The sequence below is a fragment of the Anaerolineales bacterium genome (assembly GCA_030583885.1).
In the GTDB taxonomy this organism is placed as follows: Bacteria; Chloroflexota; Anaerolineae; order Anaerolineales; family Villigracilaceae; genus Villigracilis.
Genome location: CP129480.1, coordinates 2900624 through 2921302, shown reverse-complemented (window position 1 = coordinate 2921302; position 20679 = coordinate 2900624). Strand labels below are relative to the sequence as shown.

The window sequence follows — 20679 nt, the reverse complement described above, 5'->3', positions numbered from 1 at the left end:
TTAGACCGTGTCCTGATTACTTTAGAGGAGAGAGACATGAAAAAACTTTTTAACGGTATTTCGTTCATGATCGGCCTGTCGCTGATTCTGGCGGCCTGCAGCCTGCCTGGCCCGGGCGATGTGAGCAGCGAAGATGCGGCCGCCACTGCCGAGGCGGGTTCACTCGTGACTGTGGACCTCGCGGGTCCGTCGATGGCGGTCGGTTCCAAATATCCCTATGTGGACGGCACCATCCTGGTGGCGGTACCCGGCGGGTCCTTCCTGATGGGCCACGATCAGAAGGATAACCCCATCCATGAAGTGACCCTGAGCGACTTTTGGATCTACAGCACCAAGGTGACCAACACGCAGTACGCGGCTTGTGTGCAGGCGGGCATTTGCACGCCGCCGGACCTGGAAAACAACCCCACCTTTGGCAGTTACCGCCACATCAACTTCCCGGTGACGGGCGTGAACCACACGCAGGCGGGCGCATACTGCGCCTTCGTGAAGGGACGCCTGCCCAGCGAGGCCGAATGGGAGAAGACCGCGCGCGGTCCCGAGGGCAATATCTTCCCCTGGGGTGATGAAGCGCCCGTCTGTGACCTGTTGAACTTCGACTTTTGTAAAAGCGAAACGTCCGCGGTCAACGACTATGACAAGGGTGTCAGCTATTACAGCGCCTTCGACATGGCCGGCAATGCGCGCGAATGGGTGGCGGACTGGTACAGCCTGACCTATTACAGCGAGTCGCCGGCGGAGGATCCGTTGGGACCGGAATTCGGGGAGAAACGCTCCGTGCGCGGAAGCAGTTATCAGGACGGGCAGGATGCGGTCATGCCGTCCAACCGCTTCGCGCTGGACCCTGAGGAGAACCTGTCCGATCTGGGCTTCCGCTGTGTGATCGAAGACCCCATGCATTTCGCGCCGATGTGCGAGGTGCTGGGTTATGTCGGGACCGGACCGAACGGCGAGGAGGCGGACTGCACGCCCACGGTGATGTGCAACGATGTCAGCATCAGCCAGAACCCGTTGTGCACGCGCAATTACTTCCCCTATACCATTGTGACCGTCAACCTTGGGGATACGCCGCCGGACGGCTGGACCTATGACGTGCCGGGCTGTTCTGCGGTGCCCGGCGAGCAGACCGCCACCAAGGATAAATTCTCGTGCCTGCCCGGTGCCGTGGGACCTGCGACAGCGCAGGGCTCGTGCGTCGAGTTGGAATCCTGTGTTTCGACCTGCCCGATGTATTACACCAAGGTCGGGGATGCCTGCGTATGGGACGGCGGCGGCACCAGCGGCACGGCCTGCCTGCCGGGCCATACCTACGACCCGCTGACGCAGTGCTGTTCGGCGGTACCCGGCGCGGGGGTGGACTTCGGCTTGTGCCCGGTCGGGACCTATCCCTTCAACGGCGCCTGCATCGCCAACCCCAATGCCGTGGTGGACAGCGCGGTGCAGGACATCGAGTTCCTGGGCTGCACGCCGCCCCCGGACGGCGGCGGCGATGATGACGGTGACGATGATACACCGGGCTGCCAGCCGCCGGCCAACGGCTGTCCCATGAGCGGGGAGCAATGGAATCCGGCCACTTGCAGCTGTTATTGTCCGGCTGGTCCTACAGCTTGTGGATAAAAAATATGGAACACAACGTGTAGTTGAAACGAAACTCATCCCCTCCCAATGGGAGGGGATGAGTGCCATGTTTCGCCACAGCAAGACAAGGCCGCGAAATAGTATTATTGGATGGACAAGGTCGCGCACCTTATCCATCCAGCCTTTTATGACCTTTGGGTGATGCTCGAATTAATGTCGAAGAGGAGCTGCAGGGGTATAATTTTTGTGTACTTGCAGCATGTTCATTAATATTATGAGGAGAGAGAAATGAAACGATTCATAAACCTTGCATCGTTGACGGCGGTCTTTGCGTTGATCCTGCTGGCCTGCGGCGCGCCCGCCCAGCCGGGTGCGTCAGGCCAGCCCGAGGGTGATCAAGTGCCTGTTACCGGGGATGCCACCCCCACCGCGGAGGCCGGCCCGCTCCAGACCGTGGACCTTGCCGGTCCGCCGATGGAATTGGGCTCCAAATATGTCTATGTGGACGGCACCGTGCTGATCGCCGTGCCGGGCGGACCCTTCATCATGGGGCAGAATTTCCCGGATAACCCGCAGCGCGAGATCGTGGTCAGTGACTTCTGGATCTACAGCACCGAGGTCACCAACCAGCAGTACGCCTTGTGCGTGCAGACGGGGGAATGTTCCCCGCCCGATCCGAAGAACAGCCCGACGTATGGCGATTACCACTTTATCAACTTCCCGGTGACTGGGGTGACCCATACCCAGGCGGTCGAATACTGCACCTTCGTGAAGGGACGCCTGCCCAGCGAAGCCGAATGGGAGAAGACCGCGCGCGGTCCCGAGGGGAATATCTTCCCGTGGGGCGATAACTCGCCCGCCTGCGTGTTGTTGAATTCCGTCGCCTGCCGCAACCGCACCTCTTTTATCAACCAGTATCAGGATGGCCAGAGCTATTACGAAGCCTGGGACATGGCCGGCAACGTGCGCGAATGGGTGGCGGACTGGTACAGCCCGCTCTATAACGTGGAGAACCCTGTGGCCGACCCGCTCGGACCGGAACTCGGCGAGAAACGCTCGGTGCGCGGCAGCAGTTACAAGGATAAGACCGCCAACCAGTCCATTCTGGCGCAGCGCCTCTCGCTCGACCCCGAAGCGAACCAGGAGGACCTCGGCTTCCGCTGTATCGTCGAGGACCCGACCCAATTTGCCCCGTGGTGCGAGACCCTGGCATATGCCGGCACGGGACCCTATGGCGCGGAGGCGAACTGCACGCCCGAAGTGAAGTGCAATTCCGTTTCCATTACACAAAGCCCGCTGTGCAACCGGCAGACCTACACCCCCTACACCATCGTATCCGTCAACCTTGGGGATACCCCGCCGGATGCCTGGACGTATGACGTGCCGGGTTGTTCGGCCATTCCGGGCGAACAGACCGCCGTCAAAGACAAATTCACCTGCCTGCCCGGTGACGTCGGTCCCGCCTCCGCGCAGGGCTCCTGCGTGGATACGGTTTCCTGTGCTTCAGCCTGCCCGCCGCACTACAATAAAGTCGGCGATTCCTGCATATGGGACGGCAGCGGCACCAGCGGCACGGAATGCCTGCCCGGCGCCACCTACGACCCGCTCACCCAGTGCTGTTCCGCCTCGCCCGGCAGCGGCGTGAATTTCGGCTTGTGCCCGGCCGGAACTTTCCCCCTGGACGGCGCCTGCGTGCCGAACCCCAATGCAATTGTGGACAGCGTGGTTCAGGCTGTGAACTTCATTGGCTGCTCGCCGCCGGAAATCCCCGGTGACGATCCCGGCGATGATGATACACCGAATAGTTGTCCCGTTCCAGTGGACCCGGGGTGTAGTTACCCATTTGGATGGGACGGCCAGTGTGGGTGTGTTTGCATAAAGCCCGGTTTCTGTTAACCACAAAATTTCTTTAAAGCCCCTGCCATAAAGGCAGGGGCTTTAAATTTATGCGGTGGTAGACAATGTATTTGTAAAATATTTTTTTAATTTCAAGAATGGTGCTTCAATAAATCGGTAGGATATAAGTGAAAACGTCAAGGTTAAACTTAATCCAAGCGCAAACGTCAATATAGAATATTTATTGAATTGCTGAGATGTAAACCCAAAGAAATTCTTGCAGATAAAATCTGCAAGAATTAGGCCGATAATATGGAAGATATATAGACCATAAGAAATTTTTCCGAGATGGGTAATAACACTGTTGGAAAGAATGTTTTTGAGTAACGAATTATTACTAATTGCTGCTGTTATTATTAACGACATTCCAACTGCTGATAATGGATAGGTTAGCATCAACGCGTTGCTAACTATATAATTGGATGGAAGTAACATTGCCAATCCAATGCATGATATTCCTGTAATAAATAATATCCAGGTTTGCGCCTTTGCCAGCAATTTGTCTAATAAACCAAGCCCTAATGCTGTGCCGAAAAGTAAAGACTCAAAATGAGTTATGGGAAGTATGTAGATTGCGGGGTGATCGACTTGAAGATATATGAATATAAAACGTAAAATACTGCCAAGGATAAATAACAGGGTTAATACCCTGATTTTGGCGTTTTCAGTTTTGCGAGTTAAATACCTAAGCAGCCATGGGATGAAACCGTAAAATTGTTCTTCGTAAGAGATTGACCATAAATGCACAAACGCAAATACCCGGCCTGTTGTGATAAATAGAAAAATGACATTGAAAGAAAATGTTGATAATCCGAGCAATTGCAAGAATAGAGCAGGTTCCCAATTCTGGAAGAATCCGACTGTGAACACGTAGAAAAAATATAATGGCCAAATTCGTAGTATCCGCCTTGTATAGAAACTTTTGATATTAATGCTTTCTGCACGTTGATGTTCAAGAACTAGTAACTTGGTGATCAAAAAAGCTGACAGGCAAAAAAATAGATCAACCCCGATCCATCCATATTCATGAAGAGCTTTCCAGATCAGGTTGGATTCTACATAAGGCGCGTTATGAATAAAAACCAATAAAAAAGCAAAAAAACGCAGCCCATCCAGCTCTGGGATGTAAAACCGACGGGCCTCCTCATTCTTCATGGCGCATACTCCACGCGGAACAGTGCGCGCACGGTGGAGACATACGCCGCCCCGCGTTCCTCATCCAGCGCGATGGTGCGGATCCAGGGCCCGAGGTAAAAGCTGGCGACCGTTTCGTAGGTGGACATGTCGATCACCGTCAGGCGGTTGTTGATGAAATTGCCGACCAGCAGCAGGTCCCTTTTGGAGTCGATGGTCAGCGTGCGGTCGCCGAGGCTGGTCCGAATCCTGCCCTTATACGCGAGCGTCTCCGCATCGTAACGCAGGATGGCGCCCTCCAGCGGCGAAGCCACCAGCACCTCGTTCGAATTCGGCGCGTAGATCAGGCGGTCCGTCCGCGGGCTGGTCTGCGTGCGGACGGTCACTTCGTGGCTGTCCATGTCCCATGCGACCAGGTAGGTATCCCGAAAGGAGTTGAAATACAGGCGCGGCACGCCCGTGTGCAGGGCGAGGTTGGTGGGGATCAGCGGCAGGGGCAGGGAGGCGCTCACCTCGCCGCTCGCGCGCTCGATCATCACGAAGGGCGTGCCGGTCTCCACATCCGCCTCGGAGGCGATGGAGATGCTGTCGTTCAACGGGTTCCATTTCACCCATATGTCCCCCGGTGACAGGTCCGCCACAGGCACCGCGCGGAATGTCTCGAGCGTCAGCGCGTCGAGATACAGCAGTTCCTGTGTATCGGCTTTGTAGGCGTAAATTTCCTGCCGCTGCGGGTTGAAGGCAAAACTTTGGATCTTACCGATATTGGTCGTGGACCTGCGCGCCGGCAGGGCCGCGCGTTCCGTCTCGAAGGCCAGCAGGAAATTCGTCCCGCGCCCCACGGCATACAGCAGGTCGTGTTCGGTGTTGAACTCGATCCAGTTGTATTCCCCCTGCGCGAACTTCCGCACCGCCGCGTCCGCGTGCAGTTTTTCGCCCAGCGTCAGGATGCGCTGGTTGTCGAAGGGCGTCAGCAGAAAGACCCAGAACAGCGGCGCGATCAGGACGCCGCCCAGCCATGACCATTTGCGGACGGACTCGCGCGCCCCGGCCTTGTCCATCAGCCAGGCGGCATAGCCCTGCGGGAAAAACGCCTCCATCCACCCGACCCCTGCGAGGCAGACGAGATTCATCAATCCTCCCGTGGGGATGCGCCCCGCCAGCCAGCCGTGCGGCAGGGTGTTGAGCGCCAGAAGCGCGGCCAGCGGCAATGTCCTCCAAAGGGCATCTGGAATTAATAGTAGATACGAGAGGGAAATATAAATTGCGGCCGACGCCCCCGCCACGAACAGCAAATACGCGCCGCTTCCCGTGCCCAGCCATTTGTTGAGCAGGCCGAACAGGCAGGTCAACCCGAGGACGCAAACGAAGTACAGGAGCAGGCGCGTGGCGAACGTGCTGGCAGTGTACACCGCAAAGATCGTGGCGTTGCCCAGCCCGAATTGATCTTCTATCCATGCGGCGACCTGAAAGCGGAACAGATACAGCCCGCCTGCCAGCAGCGGCAGGCGCAGCACGGCCCATGCGATCACACCCGTCCTTTTCATAATTTCAGGACAGGGCCATCTCGGGTTTCATGGTGTGCCACTCGGTGGCCTGCTGGTAGCTGTACCCGGCCCTCAACACCCCCGATTCATTCCACGCGCGCGAGACGATCTGCAGGCCGATGGGCAGTCCCTCGCGGGTGAAGCCGCACGGCACGGAGAGCGCGGGCAGGCCCGTCAGGTTAAAGGGTGCGGTGAAGCGCGTCAACATGCGCGCGCGTTCGATGGCATCCTCTCCCTCCAGAACCGGCGCGGCGATGGGCGTGGTGGGCAGCAGCAGCGCGTCATACTGTTCGAAGAGCAGTTCACTGCGCCGCTTGATCTCGCTCTGCGTGCGCCTTGCCAGCGCATACTCGCTGGAGGTAAAGGCCGCCCCGGCCTCCAGCCGCTGGCGCACATCCGCGCCGAACCAGTCCGGGTGTTCCTTCAGTCGTTCACGGTGGAATGCCGCGCCGTCCGCCTGTGTCATCAATCCGTTCGCCAGCGCGGCTTCGCGCAGAAAGTCCACATTCACTTCGCTGAGGGTCACGCCCTGCGCCTCCAGCACCAGCGCCGCAGCGCGGACGGCCTGCAGGATCTGCGGGTCCGTCACTTCCTCGATGAACCCCCCGACAGCCAGCGCGATCTTGCGGTCCTTCATGGGGTCCTGCAAATGGCTGGAGTAATCGCCGGGCAGGGTCTTTATGGAAACGGGGTCCAGCTCGTCATATCCGCCCATCACCTGCAGCATCACGGCCGCGTCCTCCACCTTGCGCGTGATCGGTCCCGCATGGTCGAGGTTCCAGGAGAGCGGCAGGATCCCGCGCAGGCTGACCCTTCCGTAGGTGGGCTTGAGTCCCACCACGCCGCATAATGCAGCCGGGATGCGGATCGAGCCGCCGGTGTCGGTGCCCAGCGCGGCCAGCGACATGCCCGTGGCGACCGCCGCCGCACTCCCGCCGGAGGAACCGCCGGGCGTGCGGGTAACATCCCAGGGATTTTTGCACGCGCCATAATGCGGGTTGTTGGTGGTCACGCCGAGGGCGATCTCGTGCGTATTGGTCTTGCCCATGATCACTGCGCCCGCCTTCTTGATCTTTTCCACCACAAAGGCATCCTGCGCGGGGACATTATCCGCGAAGAATTTTGAACCGCTCGTGGTACGGATGCCTTTTGTATCGAACAGGTCCTTGACCGCGATCGGGATGCCGTACAGCGGCGCACTGCCTTGCGGCGGCGCAGGATCCTTTTGCGGGGGCAATACCGTAATGAAGGCGTTGATCAGCGGGTTGAGTCTGTCGATCTGCCGCCGGCAGGTTTCCGCCAGGTCTGAGGCGTTTTTTTCCCTGCTCTTCACCAGGTCGCGCTGGATGATCATGGAGAGGTCCGGTTGCATCTTCATCCGCTTAATTATATGGATTTCAATGGATCAGCCCATAGGCAAAAAGTACTGAAAAGCAGGTCACGCGGAGAGCGTGACCTGCACAGAATTGTCAGGCGGGGTCCGTTCCCTAGAACAGGCCGAGTACCTTGCCGGTTTTCAGGTCGAGGTCCACATCGTAGAAGACGGGGCGGGTGGGCAGGCCGGGCATGGTCCTCATTTCGCCGAGGATCGGGTAGAGGAAGCCGGCCCCGGCCGAGGCGCGGATCTCGCGCACGCGCACGCGGAAGCCGGTCGGCGCGCCCTTGGCGGCGGCATTGTCGGTGAAGGACAGGTGGGTTTTTGCCATACACATCGGCAGGTTGTCGAAACCGAGGCGGGTGTAACGTTCGATCTGTGCCTCGGCTTCGGGGGTGTAGTCCACACCGTCGGCGCGGTAGATCTCGCGCGCGATGGTCGCGATCTTATCCTTGATGGAAGTGCTTTCCAGGTCATACAGGAACTTGAAATTGCTGGGCTGGTCTGCGGCTTTGACGACCGCCTCCGCCAGCGCCTTCGCGCCCTTGCCGCCGTCCGACCAGTGCGTGGAGACGACCGCATCCATGGCGCCCATTTTCAGCGCGGCATCGCGGACGAGTTCCACTTCGGCGGGGCTGTCGGTGGCAAAGGAGTTGACCGCCACGACCACATTCACGCCGAATTTCAAGGCATTCTGGACATGGCGTTCGAGGTTTGAGAGGCCGGCGCGCAGCAGGTCCAGGTTCTCTTCGATATATTCATGAGCCAGCGGTTTGCCGGCCACCACCTTCGGTCCGCCGCCGTGCATCTTGAGCGCGCGGATCGTGGCAACCAGCACCACCACCTGCGGGATCAGCCCGGAGTAGCGGCATTTGATGTTGAAGAATTTCTCCATGCCGATGTCCGCGCCGAAGCCGGATTCGGTGATGACGAAGCCGTCCTTGCCGACCAGTTTGAGCGCGATCTTGTCCGCAATGATCGACGACTGTCCGTGCGCGATGTTGGCGAACGGACCGGCGTGGACGGTGGCGGGCGTGCCTTCCAGGGTCTGCATCAGGTTGGGCTTGATGGCGTCCTTCATCAGCACGGTCACTGCGCCGGCCACGCCGAGGTCTTCGGCGGTGACGGCTTCGCCGCGTTTGTTCGTGGCGACGACCATGCGTCCGAATCGTTCGCGCATGTCTTCGAGGGAGCTGGTCAATGCCAGCACGGCCATGATCTCGGATGCGACGGTGATGTCGTAGCCGGAACGGTGGTTGTGCCCGGCCTCATCCTTGCCCAAACCGACTTCGATCTCGCGCAGGAAGCGGTCGTTGACGTCGATCACGCGCCGCCAGGTGATGGTGGCTTCGTCGATGTCGAGGCGCGCAAAGCGGCTGCGTTCTTCGGGGGTCAGGTCGTTGGGATTCGTCTTGTTGATGCCGAGTTTCTTCAAGCGCCTCAGCATGGTGGGGGAGAATTTGCGGCCGCCCTTTTTGTCCAGCGGGCAGAGCGCGTTGAACAGCTTTTCGTCGTCCTGGCTCTTCTCATGCATCACGCGCACATCCAGCGCGGCGGAGACCAGGTTGTGCGCCGCGGTGATGGCGTGGATGTCGCCGGTCAGGTGCAGGTTGAAATCCTCCATCGGGATGATCTGCGAATAGCCGCCGCCGGCGGCGCCGCCCTTGATGCCGAAGGTCGGTCCCTGCGAAGGCTGGCGGATGGCGGCGATGACCTTTTTGTTCAAATGCGCGCCCATCGCCTGCGCAAGACCGACCGTGGTGGTGGTCTTCCCTTCGCCGAGCGGCGTGGGGGTGATAGCGGTCACGTCGATGTATTTGCCGTTCGGGCGGTTCTTCAGGCGCTCCAAAATCTCAAGTTTGATCTTGGCTTTGTAGGGTCCGTACGACTCAAGCTCGTTCTCACGGATGCCGAGTTCCGCGGCGATCTGCAGGATCGGTTTGAGTTTTGCGGCCTGCGCGATGTCGATATCGGAGGGTACGGGGCGCAGCAGTTTGAGTTTGGTCGGCTGGAAGGCTGACTTGGCGGGAACGCCTTTTGCCACAGCCTTGATGACCGCCCGTCTCTTTGCGATCACCTTTTTTGCCGACTGCTTCCTGGCCTTTACTTTTGCTTTTGTTCTGGTGATTTTCTTTGCGGATTTTGCCTTGGTTGCCATAGAGTCTCTCCTTGAAATTATATATAATCTAGACCATCCTATTATCTTAACAAATGATGAAAAAAGCAAGAGTGTTTCGTCATATCTTTGGCGTGTCAGGTGTTTAAAAGCGTGCCGACGTTCTCGCCGCGCAGTGCGCGCGCCAAATTCCCGCCCTGCTCCGCTGAGAAGATTTGTACAGTCAGCCCCTGCGTACCCTGGATCAATGCCAGCATTCCCTCCACTTTGGCTTTCATGCCGCCGGTCACGTCCGTACTGGCCGAGCCGCCGATCCCCGCGCGCATCCTTTCATAATCCGACAATTGGATCTGCTTCACCAGCCTGGTCCTGGCTGGGAAATCCTCCCAGACCCCGCCTTCGATGCCGGCCAGCAGGATGCGTGAGGGGGCGAATTGCCCGACCAGAAAGGTAAAGACATCCTCGGTGGAAAGGATCGTGCCGCCCAGCGTTTCGTCGAAGGCCACATCGCCGTAGACAACAGGCAGGAGGTCTGCCTCCAATGCCTTGCGTATAGCCATTATATTGTGATGGATGACTTTGCGGTTATCCGAGACCATGGAGGAGGAGGGCGGGAAGGAAACAGCGGGCACGCCGTTGTTGATGAGCGTCTCCATCACATGGCGGTTCAACTCCGCCGCCTGAAAGCGGACTTCAGCGAAGCCCTTCCAGTACTTCTCCTCTCCCCCTGGAAGAGGGGCTGGGGGGGAGGGCTTGATGCCGTCCCGCGTGCCGTGCTCCTTCGCGGCAACGTGTCCGAACGAGCCGGAACCGTGCCCCAGGATCAGTTGCAGGTTTGCGTCGGAGTCCAGAACCGTTTTGATCTCCAGGGCAAGTTCTTTTAATTTGCCCGGTCTTGGGGTGTAGGGGATGTCCTTATCGGTGATAAGCGACCCGCCCAGTTTTAGCAGCACGATTTCCTTGGCCATACCTGCAGTTTTAACACAAAATCTCCAAAAAGGAACTGCCGGTTTGCGCATGCTATATAATGCCCACGGTCATACATTGCGGTTTCCCGGCTTTGAAAAACCGCAATTTATGACCGTGCTGGGTATAATCACGTCATGGATATTCGCGCAGGTGTGATCGCCCTTGCCCTTCTGGCCCTTGTCGCCGCGTATTTTTCCGTGCGGGCGGCGGTCCGCACCATGCAGACCGCGCGCAAGTTATCCTTTTATAGCTTGCGCAGGCGGCATAACATGACTGCCTGGAGGCTGTTTTTCCTTGCATTGTTTCTGGCCGGGTTCGCCTACTGGCTTCCGTTTTATGGCGAGCCGATGATCTATGTCTATTTTCCGCCTTCCCCCACGCCGTCCCTCACGCCCACCATTACCCTGACCCCCACCATAACGTTAACGCCGACGATCACCGTCCCGCCAACCATTACGTTTACACCCTCGATCTCGGATACGCCGACCCTGACCCTGACGCCCTTTTTGCCGATTGCCATCGAAGCCCTGTTCGCCGGACCCGTCACGCCGAACCCGGATGCGGTCTTCACCGCCATTCAGTTCTCAACCGAGTTCGACGGGGTCAATCCGGTCAATCCCCGCACCGTGTTCGAACTGCCCATCGACACGATGTACGGCGGGTTCGATTACAACAACACCCTGCCCGGCGTGCAATGGTCGGCGCTCTGGTACCGTAACAGGCAGTTGATCTGTTATGAGACCGAACCCTGGAAGCCCGAGTGGGGCACCGGCGGCATCGGCGGGTATACCGAATGCACCGATCCCATCGGCGGCTGGCTGGCGGGTGAATACGAAGTGGTCATCTTTATGGGCTATGATTGGAAGGTGGTCGGGCGCTTCGTGGTGCTCGGCGAACTTGTGACTCCCACCCCAACGAGCACGCCAACAATCACTTCAACCCCCTAACCTTCAAAGCGGGCCTCATCATGGGCCGCCTGCCGTTATTTCAACTCAAAGGTGTGAATGATCATGACCAAGAAGGCATTCCAGGATTTCTATCCCGAATACTTTGCGCATTGTTACGGCTGCGGCAGTAGGAACGAGCTGGGCCATCAGATCAAAAGTTACTGGGACGGCGATGAATCCGTCTGTCACTTCCAGCCAAAGCCGTATCACACGGCCATTCCCGGTTACGTCTACGGCGGTTTGCTGGCTTCATTGATCGATTGTCACGGCACGGGTACGGCCGCGGCGGCGGGATACCGCGCCGAAAACCGCGCCATGGACAGCGCGCCGCCCCTGCGCTATCTGACCGCCTCCCTGCATGTGGATTATCTCAAGCCCACGCCCTTGGGTCCCACGCTCGAGATCCGTGCCCGGGTGAAGGAGGTGAAGGGGCGCAAGGTTGTGATCGAAGAATGGATTATGGTACACGGGGAAATTACGGTGAAAGGCGAGGTGGTGGCAGTGCAGGTGCCGGAGGAGATGGTCACTGAATTGCTAAAGAAATGATCCGCCGTGCCATCCAAACGCGTTATCCAAAATACTCCTTCATCGGTTTGAAGTAGAAATCCTCCCAGCCCTGCCTGTAATTCTCCATCTGGCCCTCGGGGATGTTCGAGTGGCTGATCGTGATCTTCGTTGTGCCATTCGCCTCCTCGAATAAAACTTCCACATGCGAGTCTTCGGCGTTTTCGGGGAATTCCCCCGTGCGCCAGGCTTGCACGATCTTCCTATTCTCCTGCAATTCCAGGATCATTCCCCAGATGTAGCCATCCCAGGCGGTGAAATCGCCGTTCAACGTGCCGTTCATTTTGGCGGGACTGCCCGTCATGGACGTATGTCCCTCGGTGGATAGCCAGGCCCTGTATATTGTTTCGGCGCTGGCGTTGAACGTTTCGGAAATTTTAAATTCGTTTTTCATGATTCATCCATTTGGGCATTGCTACATTGCCCATTCCTGTTTTTTGACGGACACTTCCCCGGCAATTTCAGCAGCGAGACGCGCATTGTTCAACAACAGGGCCAGGTTGGCTTTCAGGGATTTCCCCCCGGTCAATTCATTGATGAGCGAGAGCAGGAAGGGGGTCAGCTTCTGCCCGTGAACCCCCTGCTTGACGGCTTCCGCGGACGCCCTGGCGATGATCGGTTCCATCACGGACCTGGGAATTGCATCTGTTTCCGGAATTGGATTCGCCACGAGGATCCCGCTCCTCATGCCCAGGTTCCAGTGCGCCTTGGCAAACTCGGCAATTTCCCTGGCGGAGTCCAGGCGGGTACTTACGCCCAGTCCGCTCTCACGGGAGTAGAACGCAGGGAATTCATTGGTTCGATAGCCGATGACCGGCACGCCCATGGTTTCAAGATATTCCAGCGTGGCAGGCAGGTCCAGAATGGCTTTTGCGCCGGCGCAGACAACGATGGTGGGCACCTCTGCCAGTGAATGCAGGTCGGTGGAAATGTCAAACGGCGATTCCTTGTGCACGCCCCCGATCCCGCCGGTGGCAAAGACCTTGATGCCGGCCATGTTCGCGGCGAACATCGTCCCCGCCACGGTGGTTCCGCCGTCCGCCTTGTTGAGGATGGCGGCGGCGAAGTCGCGGTGGCTGACTTTCAGCGGGGACTCTGAATCAGAAAGCCGCACCAGTTCGTCATTCGAGAGCCCGATGCGGATTTTTCCATCCAGCAATGCGATCGTGGCGGGAGTCGCGCCGTTGTCGCGCACCTGTTTTTCCATGTCCCGTGCAAGTTCATAGTTTTGCGGGCGGGGCAGCCCGTGCGTGATGACGGTGGATTCGAGTGCGACGACCGGCGCGCCCATGCCGAGCGCGCGCGTGATTTCAAGGGAGAGTTGAACGTTGGGATGTTTCAATGGGTTTCCTATAGGTAGTGGGCGGTGTGCCGCGAAATGTCGCTCAGCGCCTTGTTGATCTTTGCGAGTTCGACCTGCTTTTCAATGGGGGAACGGGTTTCCTTTTCGATGAGCACTTTTGCGGCCAGCAGTTCCTTGCGGATGGCCTTCAGGATCTCCAGCGCAATGGCGCGCGGGTCCCTTTTGCCGGAGGATGGTTGGGTGAACTGGCGTAAAAATTGCTGCGGATTGGCGACAACATTCGGATTGGCGGCAATGAGACCTTCCAGTTCCTGCATTTCCTTTTCCGAGATCTTGCGTGATTCGGCGGTCTTTTCGTAATTTGCGATGACAACGTTTTTCACCAGCTGCATGAATTCCTTTGTCTCATGTTTTTTCCCCGAGTGTTCCACGCTTTCACGCCGCTTTGCATTCTCGCGCATAAGGTTCCAGGCTTGTTTGTATTTCTCCATGATGACGCCGGAAGTCGGCTGCCAGGTGCCGACGTCGATCCATTCAATGGATACGCCCAGTCGGGCCGCTTTTTGCCTGAAGCCCGGCAGGAAGAATTGCGAGGTGATCTTGGAGCGCGTTTCAAAATTGGGTGCGTGGGATTCCTTCGGCGCGTTTGGCAGGGCATGCTGTCCCGTCAGTTCCACCCGCATTTGGGCAATGGTATTTTCATTGCTGGCAACCTGGTCCATTTCCTTTTGGCTGATACTGGCGAGGATTTCGCTGAGGGTGTGCGAGGTGATCAATTTTTCCAGTTCAGATTTGACGAGCGGCACGACGGTCGTGTCCCACGGGAAATTAGCCCCCGACGGAGTGGACGGTTGCGGGGAGATGGTGGTCTGGTTATAGACCAGTGCCTGCACGGCGCGCTCGTCGAACAGGAAGGCATCGCTTTCTTCATCGTCCGCATTGTTCCTGCGCAGGATGCTGAAGATGACTTTGATATCCTGTGCCTCGATCGGGATGCCGTCCTTGGTGCGGGCCTTTACGGTCAGTCCGCTGATGAACTGGTCGCGCAGGTTGATGATGGCATACTCGCGTTTCCCGACTTCATCATGCCTGCCGATCTCGCGGATGCGCTCGAACCTGCCGAGCTTCCACGGCATGCCGCGCGGGTAAATGACCTCCGGCTCGCCGTCCAGTTTTTCGAGCAATGCCACGCTGTCAAGGTTGACCTGGATCTGCCCCGGTCCGCCGATCAGGATCAGGGGCGATCTTTCGTCGCTTTCTGGAATGCGGCCTTCCTTGATGGTGATGAATTCATGGCCTTCCCCGAAGGCAACCTCCTCGAGGAAGTCAGTGGCGAGGGATTCGTCCTGCAGCTCAAAAATATCGTCGAGGTAATGCGCGGCCATGTGGCGGGCAAGCGTGTAGGCCACAAAGAGCAGGGGGATGTATTTGAGAAAGCTCATGACGACGATGACGACGCGCTGCCTGGGTTCCTGCACGTCAAAAAAGGTCAGCGTCATGGTGACGCCGCTCAGGATGAACCAGGCGGCTGCGCCTGCGAGCATGCGCCAGCGCTTCCGGAAGGCAACACTCTTATCGGTCAAACCGAAGAGCAGGGAGGCGATATCGTCGCGTTGCCGGCGGGGTCTTCTCATCATCCGCTCCCGCCCTGCCCGTTGGATGCGTCCAGGCTGTTGTCCAGCACCCATCTCCAGATCTCGTCGAGTTTCCTGATCTCCATTTCGCGTTCGTCGTTTGCAGCGCTTTCGGCAAGGATGGATTCCTTGAGCGGCTCGACCAAATCCCTGAGGGTCGTGAACGTATCCTGCATCGGCGCAAGGGGGTTGTCGAATTTCTGTGAAACGATCCTCGCAAAGTTCCTGCATGATTCGTCGCGGGCGGCGGTTTCGATCAGGGCTTCCTTTTCATTCAGGAATTTTTCCTCCTGCACGGCGAGTTTCATCCATTCCGCGTTCCATTGCTGGATCTGCTGTTCCTCGATGGACGGGTCGAAGAGCACATTATGGATGCGCACCTCCAGGATCTCGAGACCCCGCGCCTGCAGTTGTTTGTACTCCAGGCTTTCGACCCATTCCCCGCTGGGCAGTCCCGTATCATCCAGCGCCATTGCATTGCTTTGCCGTACGCGCTTGTTGATCATATCCTCGATGGTTTGTAACTTGCTGATCTCATTTTCCTGCGCAGTGAAAAGCTCGTCCATTTTGAATTTACGGATGTACTCGCGCCAGATGTTTACCACCAGGTGCGCAGGCAGGTTGTTCCAATCCATGCGCGACTTGCTGTTGTCCGCCGCGCCGTGCCGGATCACTTCGCGCGTGACGGCATTGCGGACGGCGGCCGGGTCGTACCCATACTGGGAGGTCACGCCGCTTTCGCTCGGCCTGTTGTCAATCGGGCGTTTGATGCTGAACTTGATGCTGATCGTCGGAGAGACTTCAAACCCGTCGCGCGTCAACCCGCTGGTGTCGCTGGTGTCGTGGCTGCGTTTTTCCTGAGCGGGCCTGGAATTTCTGCGGTTGACGGACGCCTGTTCGTTCGCCAGCGGACCGATGAACTGCCACTGTGCGCGCAGGTCAACACTGCCCGCCACATATTCATCCCCTTCGGTAAATTTTATTCCGGGACCCACCGTGCTTTTGATCTCAACATCCGTCCGCAGAACGACCGCACTGGCGGTATCCAGGACGATCACACCGGGGCCGCGTTTGTCCGCCTCGCCCTCATGCTTGATCACGTTTCCGTTCTTTACAAACAGCGTGGGTCCGCGCCTGCCCGTCTCGAATATCTTTACCCGCGAATAGATTTCCTGCCTGTCCCTTGGTTTTTGGATCGGGAGCACGAATTGCGAAAAGAAATAAATTAATCGGTCCAGCAGAAAAAGGGCAATTGCAATGTCCACCATGAAAATCAAGACGCTTGTAAACGGATTAAATGGGATTTCCATTCCCCATAAGACGCCATGCCAGACGGCTGTCGTAAGCAGGATGATGCCGACGGGGGTTCGCAGAACGGAGCCGATTCCATTGAAGGCTATTCGCATCATATGGCTTTGATTCTAAAGCAAAAAGGGTTAATTCGGCAAACGAGTTGGTAGAATTAACCCATGCCGATTTCCCTCGAATTTCACTGTCATACGAACGCCTCGCAGGATTCCCTCACGCGCCCGCAGGATTTGATTCGGGCGGCGCGCCGCAGGGGGATTGACCGCCTCGTTATCACCGACCATAACTCCATTGCGGGCGCACGCGCGGCTCAGCTCCTGGACCCGCAGCTGGTCATTGTTGGCGAGGAGATCATGACCACGCGGGGGGAGATCCTGGCGGCCTTTGTACAGGAGCGCATCCCTGCGCATCTCACCCCCGCGGAAACCATCCAACGCCTGAAGGAGCAGGGTGCGTTCATCAGTGTCTCGCATCCGTTTGATGAATTAAGAAAGGGCGGCTGGCGGGAAAAGGACCTGCTCGAGATCCTGCCGCATGTGGATGCCATCGAAATCTACAACTCGCGTTGCATCCTGCCGCATTTCAACCGCCGCGCGCGCGAGTTTGCGATCAGACACGGCCTGGCCGGTACTGTCGGCTCGGATGCGCATGCCGCATTTGAGGTGGGGAGGTCGCTTATGTTGCTGGACCAGTTTGAAGGTCCGCAGGGGCTGCGCATGGCGATTCGCGAGGCAAGGTACAAGGTCAGATGGTCGCCGCCGTGGTTTCACCTCGCATCACGATATGCGTCCATCCGAAGGAAGTTCCAGCCCCCCGGCCCGCCTTGACGAAACCTGCTCAAACGAATAGAATCCAAACCGTCCCCATTGTTGCGCCTCCGTGAGGAGGCGCGTTTTCTGCGGAGGTGAGAAATGACCCCAAGAAAAGCAGTCAAAGCACCCAAGGAACCCAAGGCGCCCGAACAGCCGCAGGTGGCCAATCTTTCGCAGGTGGACGTGGACAAGGTTGAGGCTGAACTGGTTCGCATGCACCAGAGTTCAGCCGGCACGGTCACCTCGGAGGATGTGGAGATGAACCTGAGCGCAGCCGGTGCGGTCACTGCAAAACAAATGACGGCGCGTCAATCCATGCTGGGGACTGTGGAGGCAGGGACTGCCACGCTCCACAGCGGGATGGTGGGAGCGGTTCAGGCGGAGGCCATGTCGATCCATGGGCTGGCAGGCGCAGTCGTGGCGGGACGCGTGGAATTCGGCAAGGCGTATGCAGGTCTCGTGGTGGGACGTGAGGTCCGCGGCGAACGGATCGGGTCCATTATCCTTTTATCGCGCAGAGTGGAAGGGGATGTGTCCACCGTGATTGATACGCGCGGCGCGTTGATCACCGGCATGGTTGGCGGTTTGTTTGCGGGAATCATGCTTCTGTTGGGCCGCATGTTGTTCGGAAAAAAATAAAGAGAATGTTCAGCGGAGTGGTTCCGCTTGCAGAAAATCATTTCACAGGGTGAAGGTAACCGTGAACCGCACGGTGAGAGGCGCCCGAGGAGTAAAGATGGATAAAGTTGTATTGAAGGCTGTAAGACGTGACGTTGTCGGCAAGCAGGTCAAAGCCCTGCGGCGCGCAGGGCAGCTGCCCGCGGTGATCTATGGGCGTCATTTGGAGCCGATCTCGATCTCGCTGGAGGCGCACAGCACCGGCTTGATCATGAACAAGTTGACCTCGTCCACTCTGGTGACGATTGAACTGGACGGCAAGGAATACCCCACACTTGTGCGCGAACGGCAGCGCAATTACATCAAGGGCAATCTTACCCATGTGGATTTCCTGGCTGTCGATCTCAAAGAGAATATCCGCGCCACTGTGAGTGTTCATTTTGTGGGTATTTCCCCCGCCGTGAAGGATTACAACGGCGTGCTGGTGAAAAACCTTGAAAAACTTGAAGTGGAATGTCTGCCCACCGACCTGCCCGAGCGCATCACCGTGGATATTTCCATCCTCAAGCAGATCGGCGACGGAATCCGCGTGCGCGATGTCGACGTCGCCCTTTCGGATAAGATTGTCGTTTTGAATGACCAGGACGAAATGGTCGCCGTGGTCACTGCCGAGAAGGTGGAAGAAGCCGTTGTAACACCCGCTGTTGAAGTTGTTGCCGCGGAAGGCGCAGCCCCCGAGCTCAGTGTGGAACGTGGTAAGAAGGATGAAGAAAGCGAAGAGAAGTAAGCCGCTTTTTTGTGCATATGAAAAATCCGCCATCGAAAGATGGCGGATTTTTCATATGAGATCGAGCGTTTTCAGAAAATTCACGGTCATTCTCGCGGTTGCGCCCCAGAGCAATTCCCCGTCGTAGGGATGGTAGGCGATCAGGGAGCGGTCTGATTCGCGCAGGGAAAACTCCCAGTAATTGTTACGATTGGCGAGCCACAACAAGGGAATGGTGAAGACGCGCGCCACTTCAACCCCCGCCACTCGAAAGGCATACGGCCAGGGGATGACGCCCACGATCGGGCTCACCCGAAAACTGCTGACAGTTACCATTCGGCTGAGCCTCCCGATGACCTGTACATCGGCGGGGTGCATGCCGATTTCCTCCTCGGCTTCACGCAAGGCGGTTTGTTCGGGCGTGGTCTCGTCAGCCTCACATGCGCCGCCGGGGAAGGAGACCTGTCCCTTGTGTGATTCGACGCGGTCCGTGCGGCGCGTGAAGAGCATGTGCCACTCGTCTTTGTAGTGTGTCAACGGTACGAGCACCGCGGCGCATTTCAGGCGGGTCTCCGGCTTCACCGCCATTTCAGCGTACTCCTGTGAGATGATTGAATCCACCTGTGCTTCGCGCAATTTTTGGGAAATGTATTCAGCGGTCAGTGGGAGCATGTTCGAGGGTCAGGATGCTGCGCGCAGGGGGCTGCCGCAATAGGCGCATTCCGCAGTATGTTCATCCAGCCATTCCATTTCGCGCGGCTTGGCGACCGCGCCGCAGGACGGGCAATGGGTGGGCAGGAACGGGACATTTCTTTTTGGGGCGGGGGGTTCGGGTGAGCCGGCGCCTGGAAGGTTGCCTTGCAACAGGCCTTCGATCTCCTGCGCTTCCGCATGCAAGCCGCGCCCCTGCAGTTCTTCGAGGATGTGCGCACCGAGGATCTGCATGCGTGAAAAACGATGCTGGTCTGCAAGTATGACCAGCCCACGGCGGATGTGGGCGATCCCTGTTTGGACCTGACCGCCAAGGATGGCGGCACGCCCGGCCTGCATGTACAAGAAGGGGGCACGCTGCGGAAAATGTTCCTGCGCTTCCTGGGCAAGTTCGATGAAAATGAGAGCGGCTTGTGCATGGTCACCCACCGCCAGCATGCGGTTTGCCTGCTGAACCATGCGCGGGGCACGCGGTCCGGCGATCCTGCGAAGGAGTCTCTGAGCGCGACGGCGAAACATGCATGCCTCCTGTTAGTCCGCATCCAGGCCGGCTTCGTTCGCCAGTTCCACAGCCCGCGGGTCAAGACTGGGCTCTATCTTTCTGGCAAATATCAGGAAGCCGGTATGGGCCACCATGCGGTCCGCTGGGCGCAGGCGGGTGGGGTTGGGTTTGTAATATCGGAGCAGCAGTTCGCAGACCTCGACAAACGCAAATTTTTGCTTGCGCAGGGCGTTGAGGGTCTTTTCCACCTGGTTGAAGGTGGGGATCAGGGTTGAGAAAAATCCGCCGGGCTTAAGCGCATTGCGCACCTGTGGCATGTAGTCGTACGGATTCTGTACATCGAGGAAGAAGGCATCTGCGTCGGTTTCGTCGAATCCCTCCTGGATGTCGCGCAATTTGAAGGTCACACGCGAAGCGAGCCCCACGCGTTCGAGATTCTTGCGGGCCAGATTCTGCACATCCGTCTTTTGTTCGTACGAGATAACCTTTCCCTCCGCGCCGACAGCGGTTGCGAGCGCCACGGTCATTCCGCCGGAACCTGTGCCGGCCTCCATCACGGTTTGGCCGGGCGCGATACCCATCTGGATCAGGATGTAGCCTATATCTTTCGGGTACAGGATTTGCGTGGTGCGCGGCAGTTCGTTGATCAGGTCCGCCATGGAAGGCTGCAATAAAAAGAAGGGCGCTCCCGTGTGGCTGAAGACCTGCGATCCCCAGGGCTTGCCGATCAGGTCGTCATGCTTGAGCACGCCGCGATGACTTTGAAAATCGCCGCCTGTCTTGAGGATAAAGATAAAATGTTTGTGCGTAAGCCCGACCAGTTGGGCGAGGTCGCCTTCCCGCGCTGTGGATGAATAGTTCATGCCGGATATTGTACCTGTTCCTGCCTTGCGTGCGTT

The 20679-nt window shown here is 57.9% G+C and carries 19 protein-coding genes; 7 read left to right on the top strand and 12 right to left on the bottom strand.

Translation table 11 applies throughout. The features are described 5' to 3' along the window. Positions 1-36: 36 nt before the first annotated feature. Both QY332_14465 and QY332_14460 read left to right on the top strand, forming a co-directional pair. Positions 37-1617: an SUMF1/EgtB/PvdO family nonheme iron enzyme gene (locus QY332_14465; GenBank protein ID WKZ34820.1), complete on the top strand. Its 1581-nt coding sequence runs from the start codon at positions 37-39 to the stop codon at positions 1615-1617. Positions 1618-1866: 249 nt separating this feature from the next. Further along, positions 1867-3474 carry an SUMF1/EgtB/PvdO family nonheme iron enzyme gene (locus tag QY332_14460; GenBank protein WKZ34819.1) on the top strand — a complete coding sequence of 536 codons (1608 nt, stop codon included), beginning with the start codon at positions 1867-1869 and terminating at the stop codon, positions 3472-3474. Positions 3475-3522: 48 nt separating this feature from the next. Here QY332_14460 and QY332_14455 read toward each other — a convergent pair whose 3' ends face one another. The 5 genes from QY332_14455 to QY332_14435 all read right to left on the bottom strand — a co-directional run bounded on the left by QY332_14455 (position 3523) and on the right by QY332_14435 (position 10614). After that, positions 3523-4629: an acyltransferase gene (locus tag QY332_14455; GenBank protein WKZ34818.1), complete on the bottom strand. Its 1107-nt coding sequence runs from the start codon at positions 4627-4629 to the stop codon at positions 3523-3525. Beyond that, positions 4626-6155 (bottom strand): hypothetical protein, encoded by a 1530-nt coding sequence (locus QY332_14450; protein ID WKZ34817.1) that lies wholly within the window; start codon positions 6153-6155, stop codon positions 4626-4628. The genes QY332_14455 and QY332_14450 overlap by 4 nt, the downstream gene beginning before the upstream one ends. Positions 6156-6159: 4 nt before the next feature. Then, positions 6160-7527, bottom strand: coding sequence for an amidase (locus tag QY332_14445; GenBank protein WKZ34816.1), 1368 nt, complete (start codon positions 7525-7527; stop codon positions 6160-6162). 115 nt (positions 7528-7642) lie between these two features. Next, positions 7643-9688 (bottom strand): formate--tetrahydrofolate ligase, encoded by a 2046-nt coding sequence (locus tag QY332_14440; protein WKZ34815.1) that lies wholly within the window; start codon positions 9686-9688, stop codon positions 7643-7645. Between the two features lie 95 nt (positions 9689-9783). Then, the gene (locus tag QY332_14435; protein WKZ34814.1) at positions 9784-10614 is read right to left on the bottom strand and encodes an isopentenyl phosphate kinase; all 831 of its coding nucleotides are present in this window, start codon (positions 10612-10614) and stop codon (positions 9784-9786) included. Positions 10615-10749: 135 nt separating this feature from the next. On the opposite strand from QY332_14435, the gene QY332_14430 reads away from it, so the two are divergent. Both QY332_14430 and QY332_14425 read left to right on the top strand, forming a co-directional pair. Beyond that, positions 10750-11562 (top strand): hypothetical protein, encoded by an 813-nt coding sequence (locus QY332_14430; protein ID WKZ34813.1) that lies wholly within the window; start codon positions 10750-10752, stop codon positions 11560-11562. A 63-nt stretch (positions 11563-11625) separates the two neighbouring features. Then, positions 11626-12108, top strand: coding sequence for a PaaI family thioesterase (locus QY332_14425; GenBank protein WKZ34812.1), 483 nt, complete (start codon positions 11626-11628; stop codon positions 12106-12108). Between the two features lie 22 nt (positions 12109-12130). On the opposite strand, the gene QY332_14420 is transcribed toward QY332_14425, so the two are convergent. The 4 genes from QY332_14420 to QY332_14405 are packed head-to-tail and all read right to left on the bottom strand — an operon-like array spanning position 12131 to position 16472. Continuing rightward, on the bottom strand, positions 12131-12520 hold the full coding sequence (locus tag QY332_14420; protein ID WKZ34811.1) for an SRPBCC family protein: 390 nt from the start codon (positions 12518-12520) through the stop codon (positions 12131-12133). 21 nt (positions 12521-12541) lie between these two features. Further along, on the bottom strand, positions 12542-13468 hold the full coding sequence (locus QY332_14415; protein WKZ34810.1) for a pseudouridine-5'-phosphate glycosidase: 927 nt from the start codon (positions 13466-13468) through the stop codon (positions 12542-12544). Between the two features lie 8 nt (positions 13469-13476). Next, complete coding sequence (locus tag QY332_14410) at positions 13477-15066, bottom strand: hypothetical protein (protein WKZ34809.1); 1590 nt, start codon at positions 15064-15066, stop codon at positions 13477-13479. After that, a complete protein-coding gene (locus tag QY332_14405) occupies positions 15063-16472 on the bottom strand; it encodes an SPFH domain-containing protein (GenBank protein ID WKZ34808.1) in 1410 nt (469 codons plus the stop codon). Before QY332_14405 ends, QY332_14410 begins: the two co-directional genes overlap by 4 nt. Before the next feature lie 60 nt (positions 16473-16532). Here QY332_14405 and QY332_14400 point away from each other — a divergent pair, with 60 nt between their 5' ends. The 3 genes from QY332_14400 to QY332_14390 all read left to right on the top strand — a co-directional run bounded on the left by QY332_14400 (position 16533) and on the right by QY332_14390 (position 18588). Then, the gene (locus QY332_14400) at positions 16533-17198 is read left to right on the top strand and encodes a PHP domain-containing protein (protein WKZ34807.1); all 666 of its coding nucleotides are present in this window, start codon (positions 16533-16535) and stop codon (positions 17196-17198) included. Positions 17199-17282: 84 nt separating this feature from the next. After that, positions 17283-17822 carry a hypothetical protein gene (locus tag QY332_14395; GenBank protein ID WKZ34806.1) on the top strand — a complete coding sequence of 180 codons (540 nt, stop codon included), beginning with the start codon at positions 17283-17285 and terminating at the stop codon, positions 17820-17822. A gap of 97 nt (positions 17823-17919) precedes the next feature. After that, positions 17920-18588 (top strand): 50S ribosomal protein L25, encoded by a 669-nt coding sequence (locus tag QY332_14390; protein ID WKZ34805.1) that lies wholly within the window; start codon positions 17920-17922, stop codon positions 18586-18588. Between the two features lie 51 nt (positions 18589-18639). Here QY332_14390 and QY332_14385 read toward each other — a convergent pair whose 3' ends face one another. Genes QY332_14385 through QY332_14375 form a run of 3 tightly spaced genes read right to left on the bottom strand, consistent with a single transcriptional unit; the run spans position 18640 to position 20643 of the window. Next, complete coding sequence (locus QY332_14385; protein WKZ34804.1) at positions 18640-19239, bottom strand: CoA pyrophosphatase; 600 nt, start codon at positions 19237-19239, stop codon at positions 18640-18642. Between the two features lie 9 nt (positions 19240-19248). Continuing rightward, positions 19249-19797 (bottom strand): zinc ribbon domain-containing protein, encoded by a 549-nt coding sequence (locus tag QY332_14380; GenBank protein WKZ34803.1) that lies wholly within the window; start codon positions 19795-19797, stop codon positions 19249-19251. Positions 19798-19809: 12 nt separating this feature from the next. Continuing rightward, positions 19810-20643 carry a tRNA (adenine-N1)-methyltransferase gene (locus tag QY332_14375; GenBank protein ID WKZ34802.1) on the bottom strand — a complete coding sequence of 278 codons (834 nt, stop codon included), beginning with the start codon at positions 20641-20643 and terminating at the stop codon, positions 19810-19812. Positions 20644-20679 lie beyond the last annotated feature (36 nt).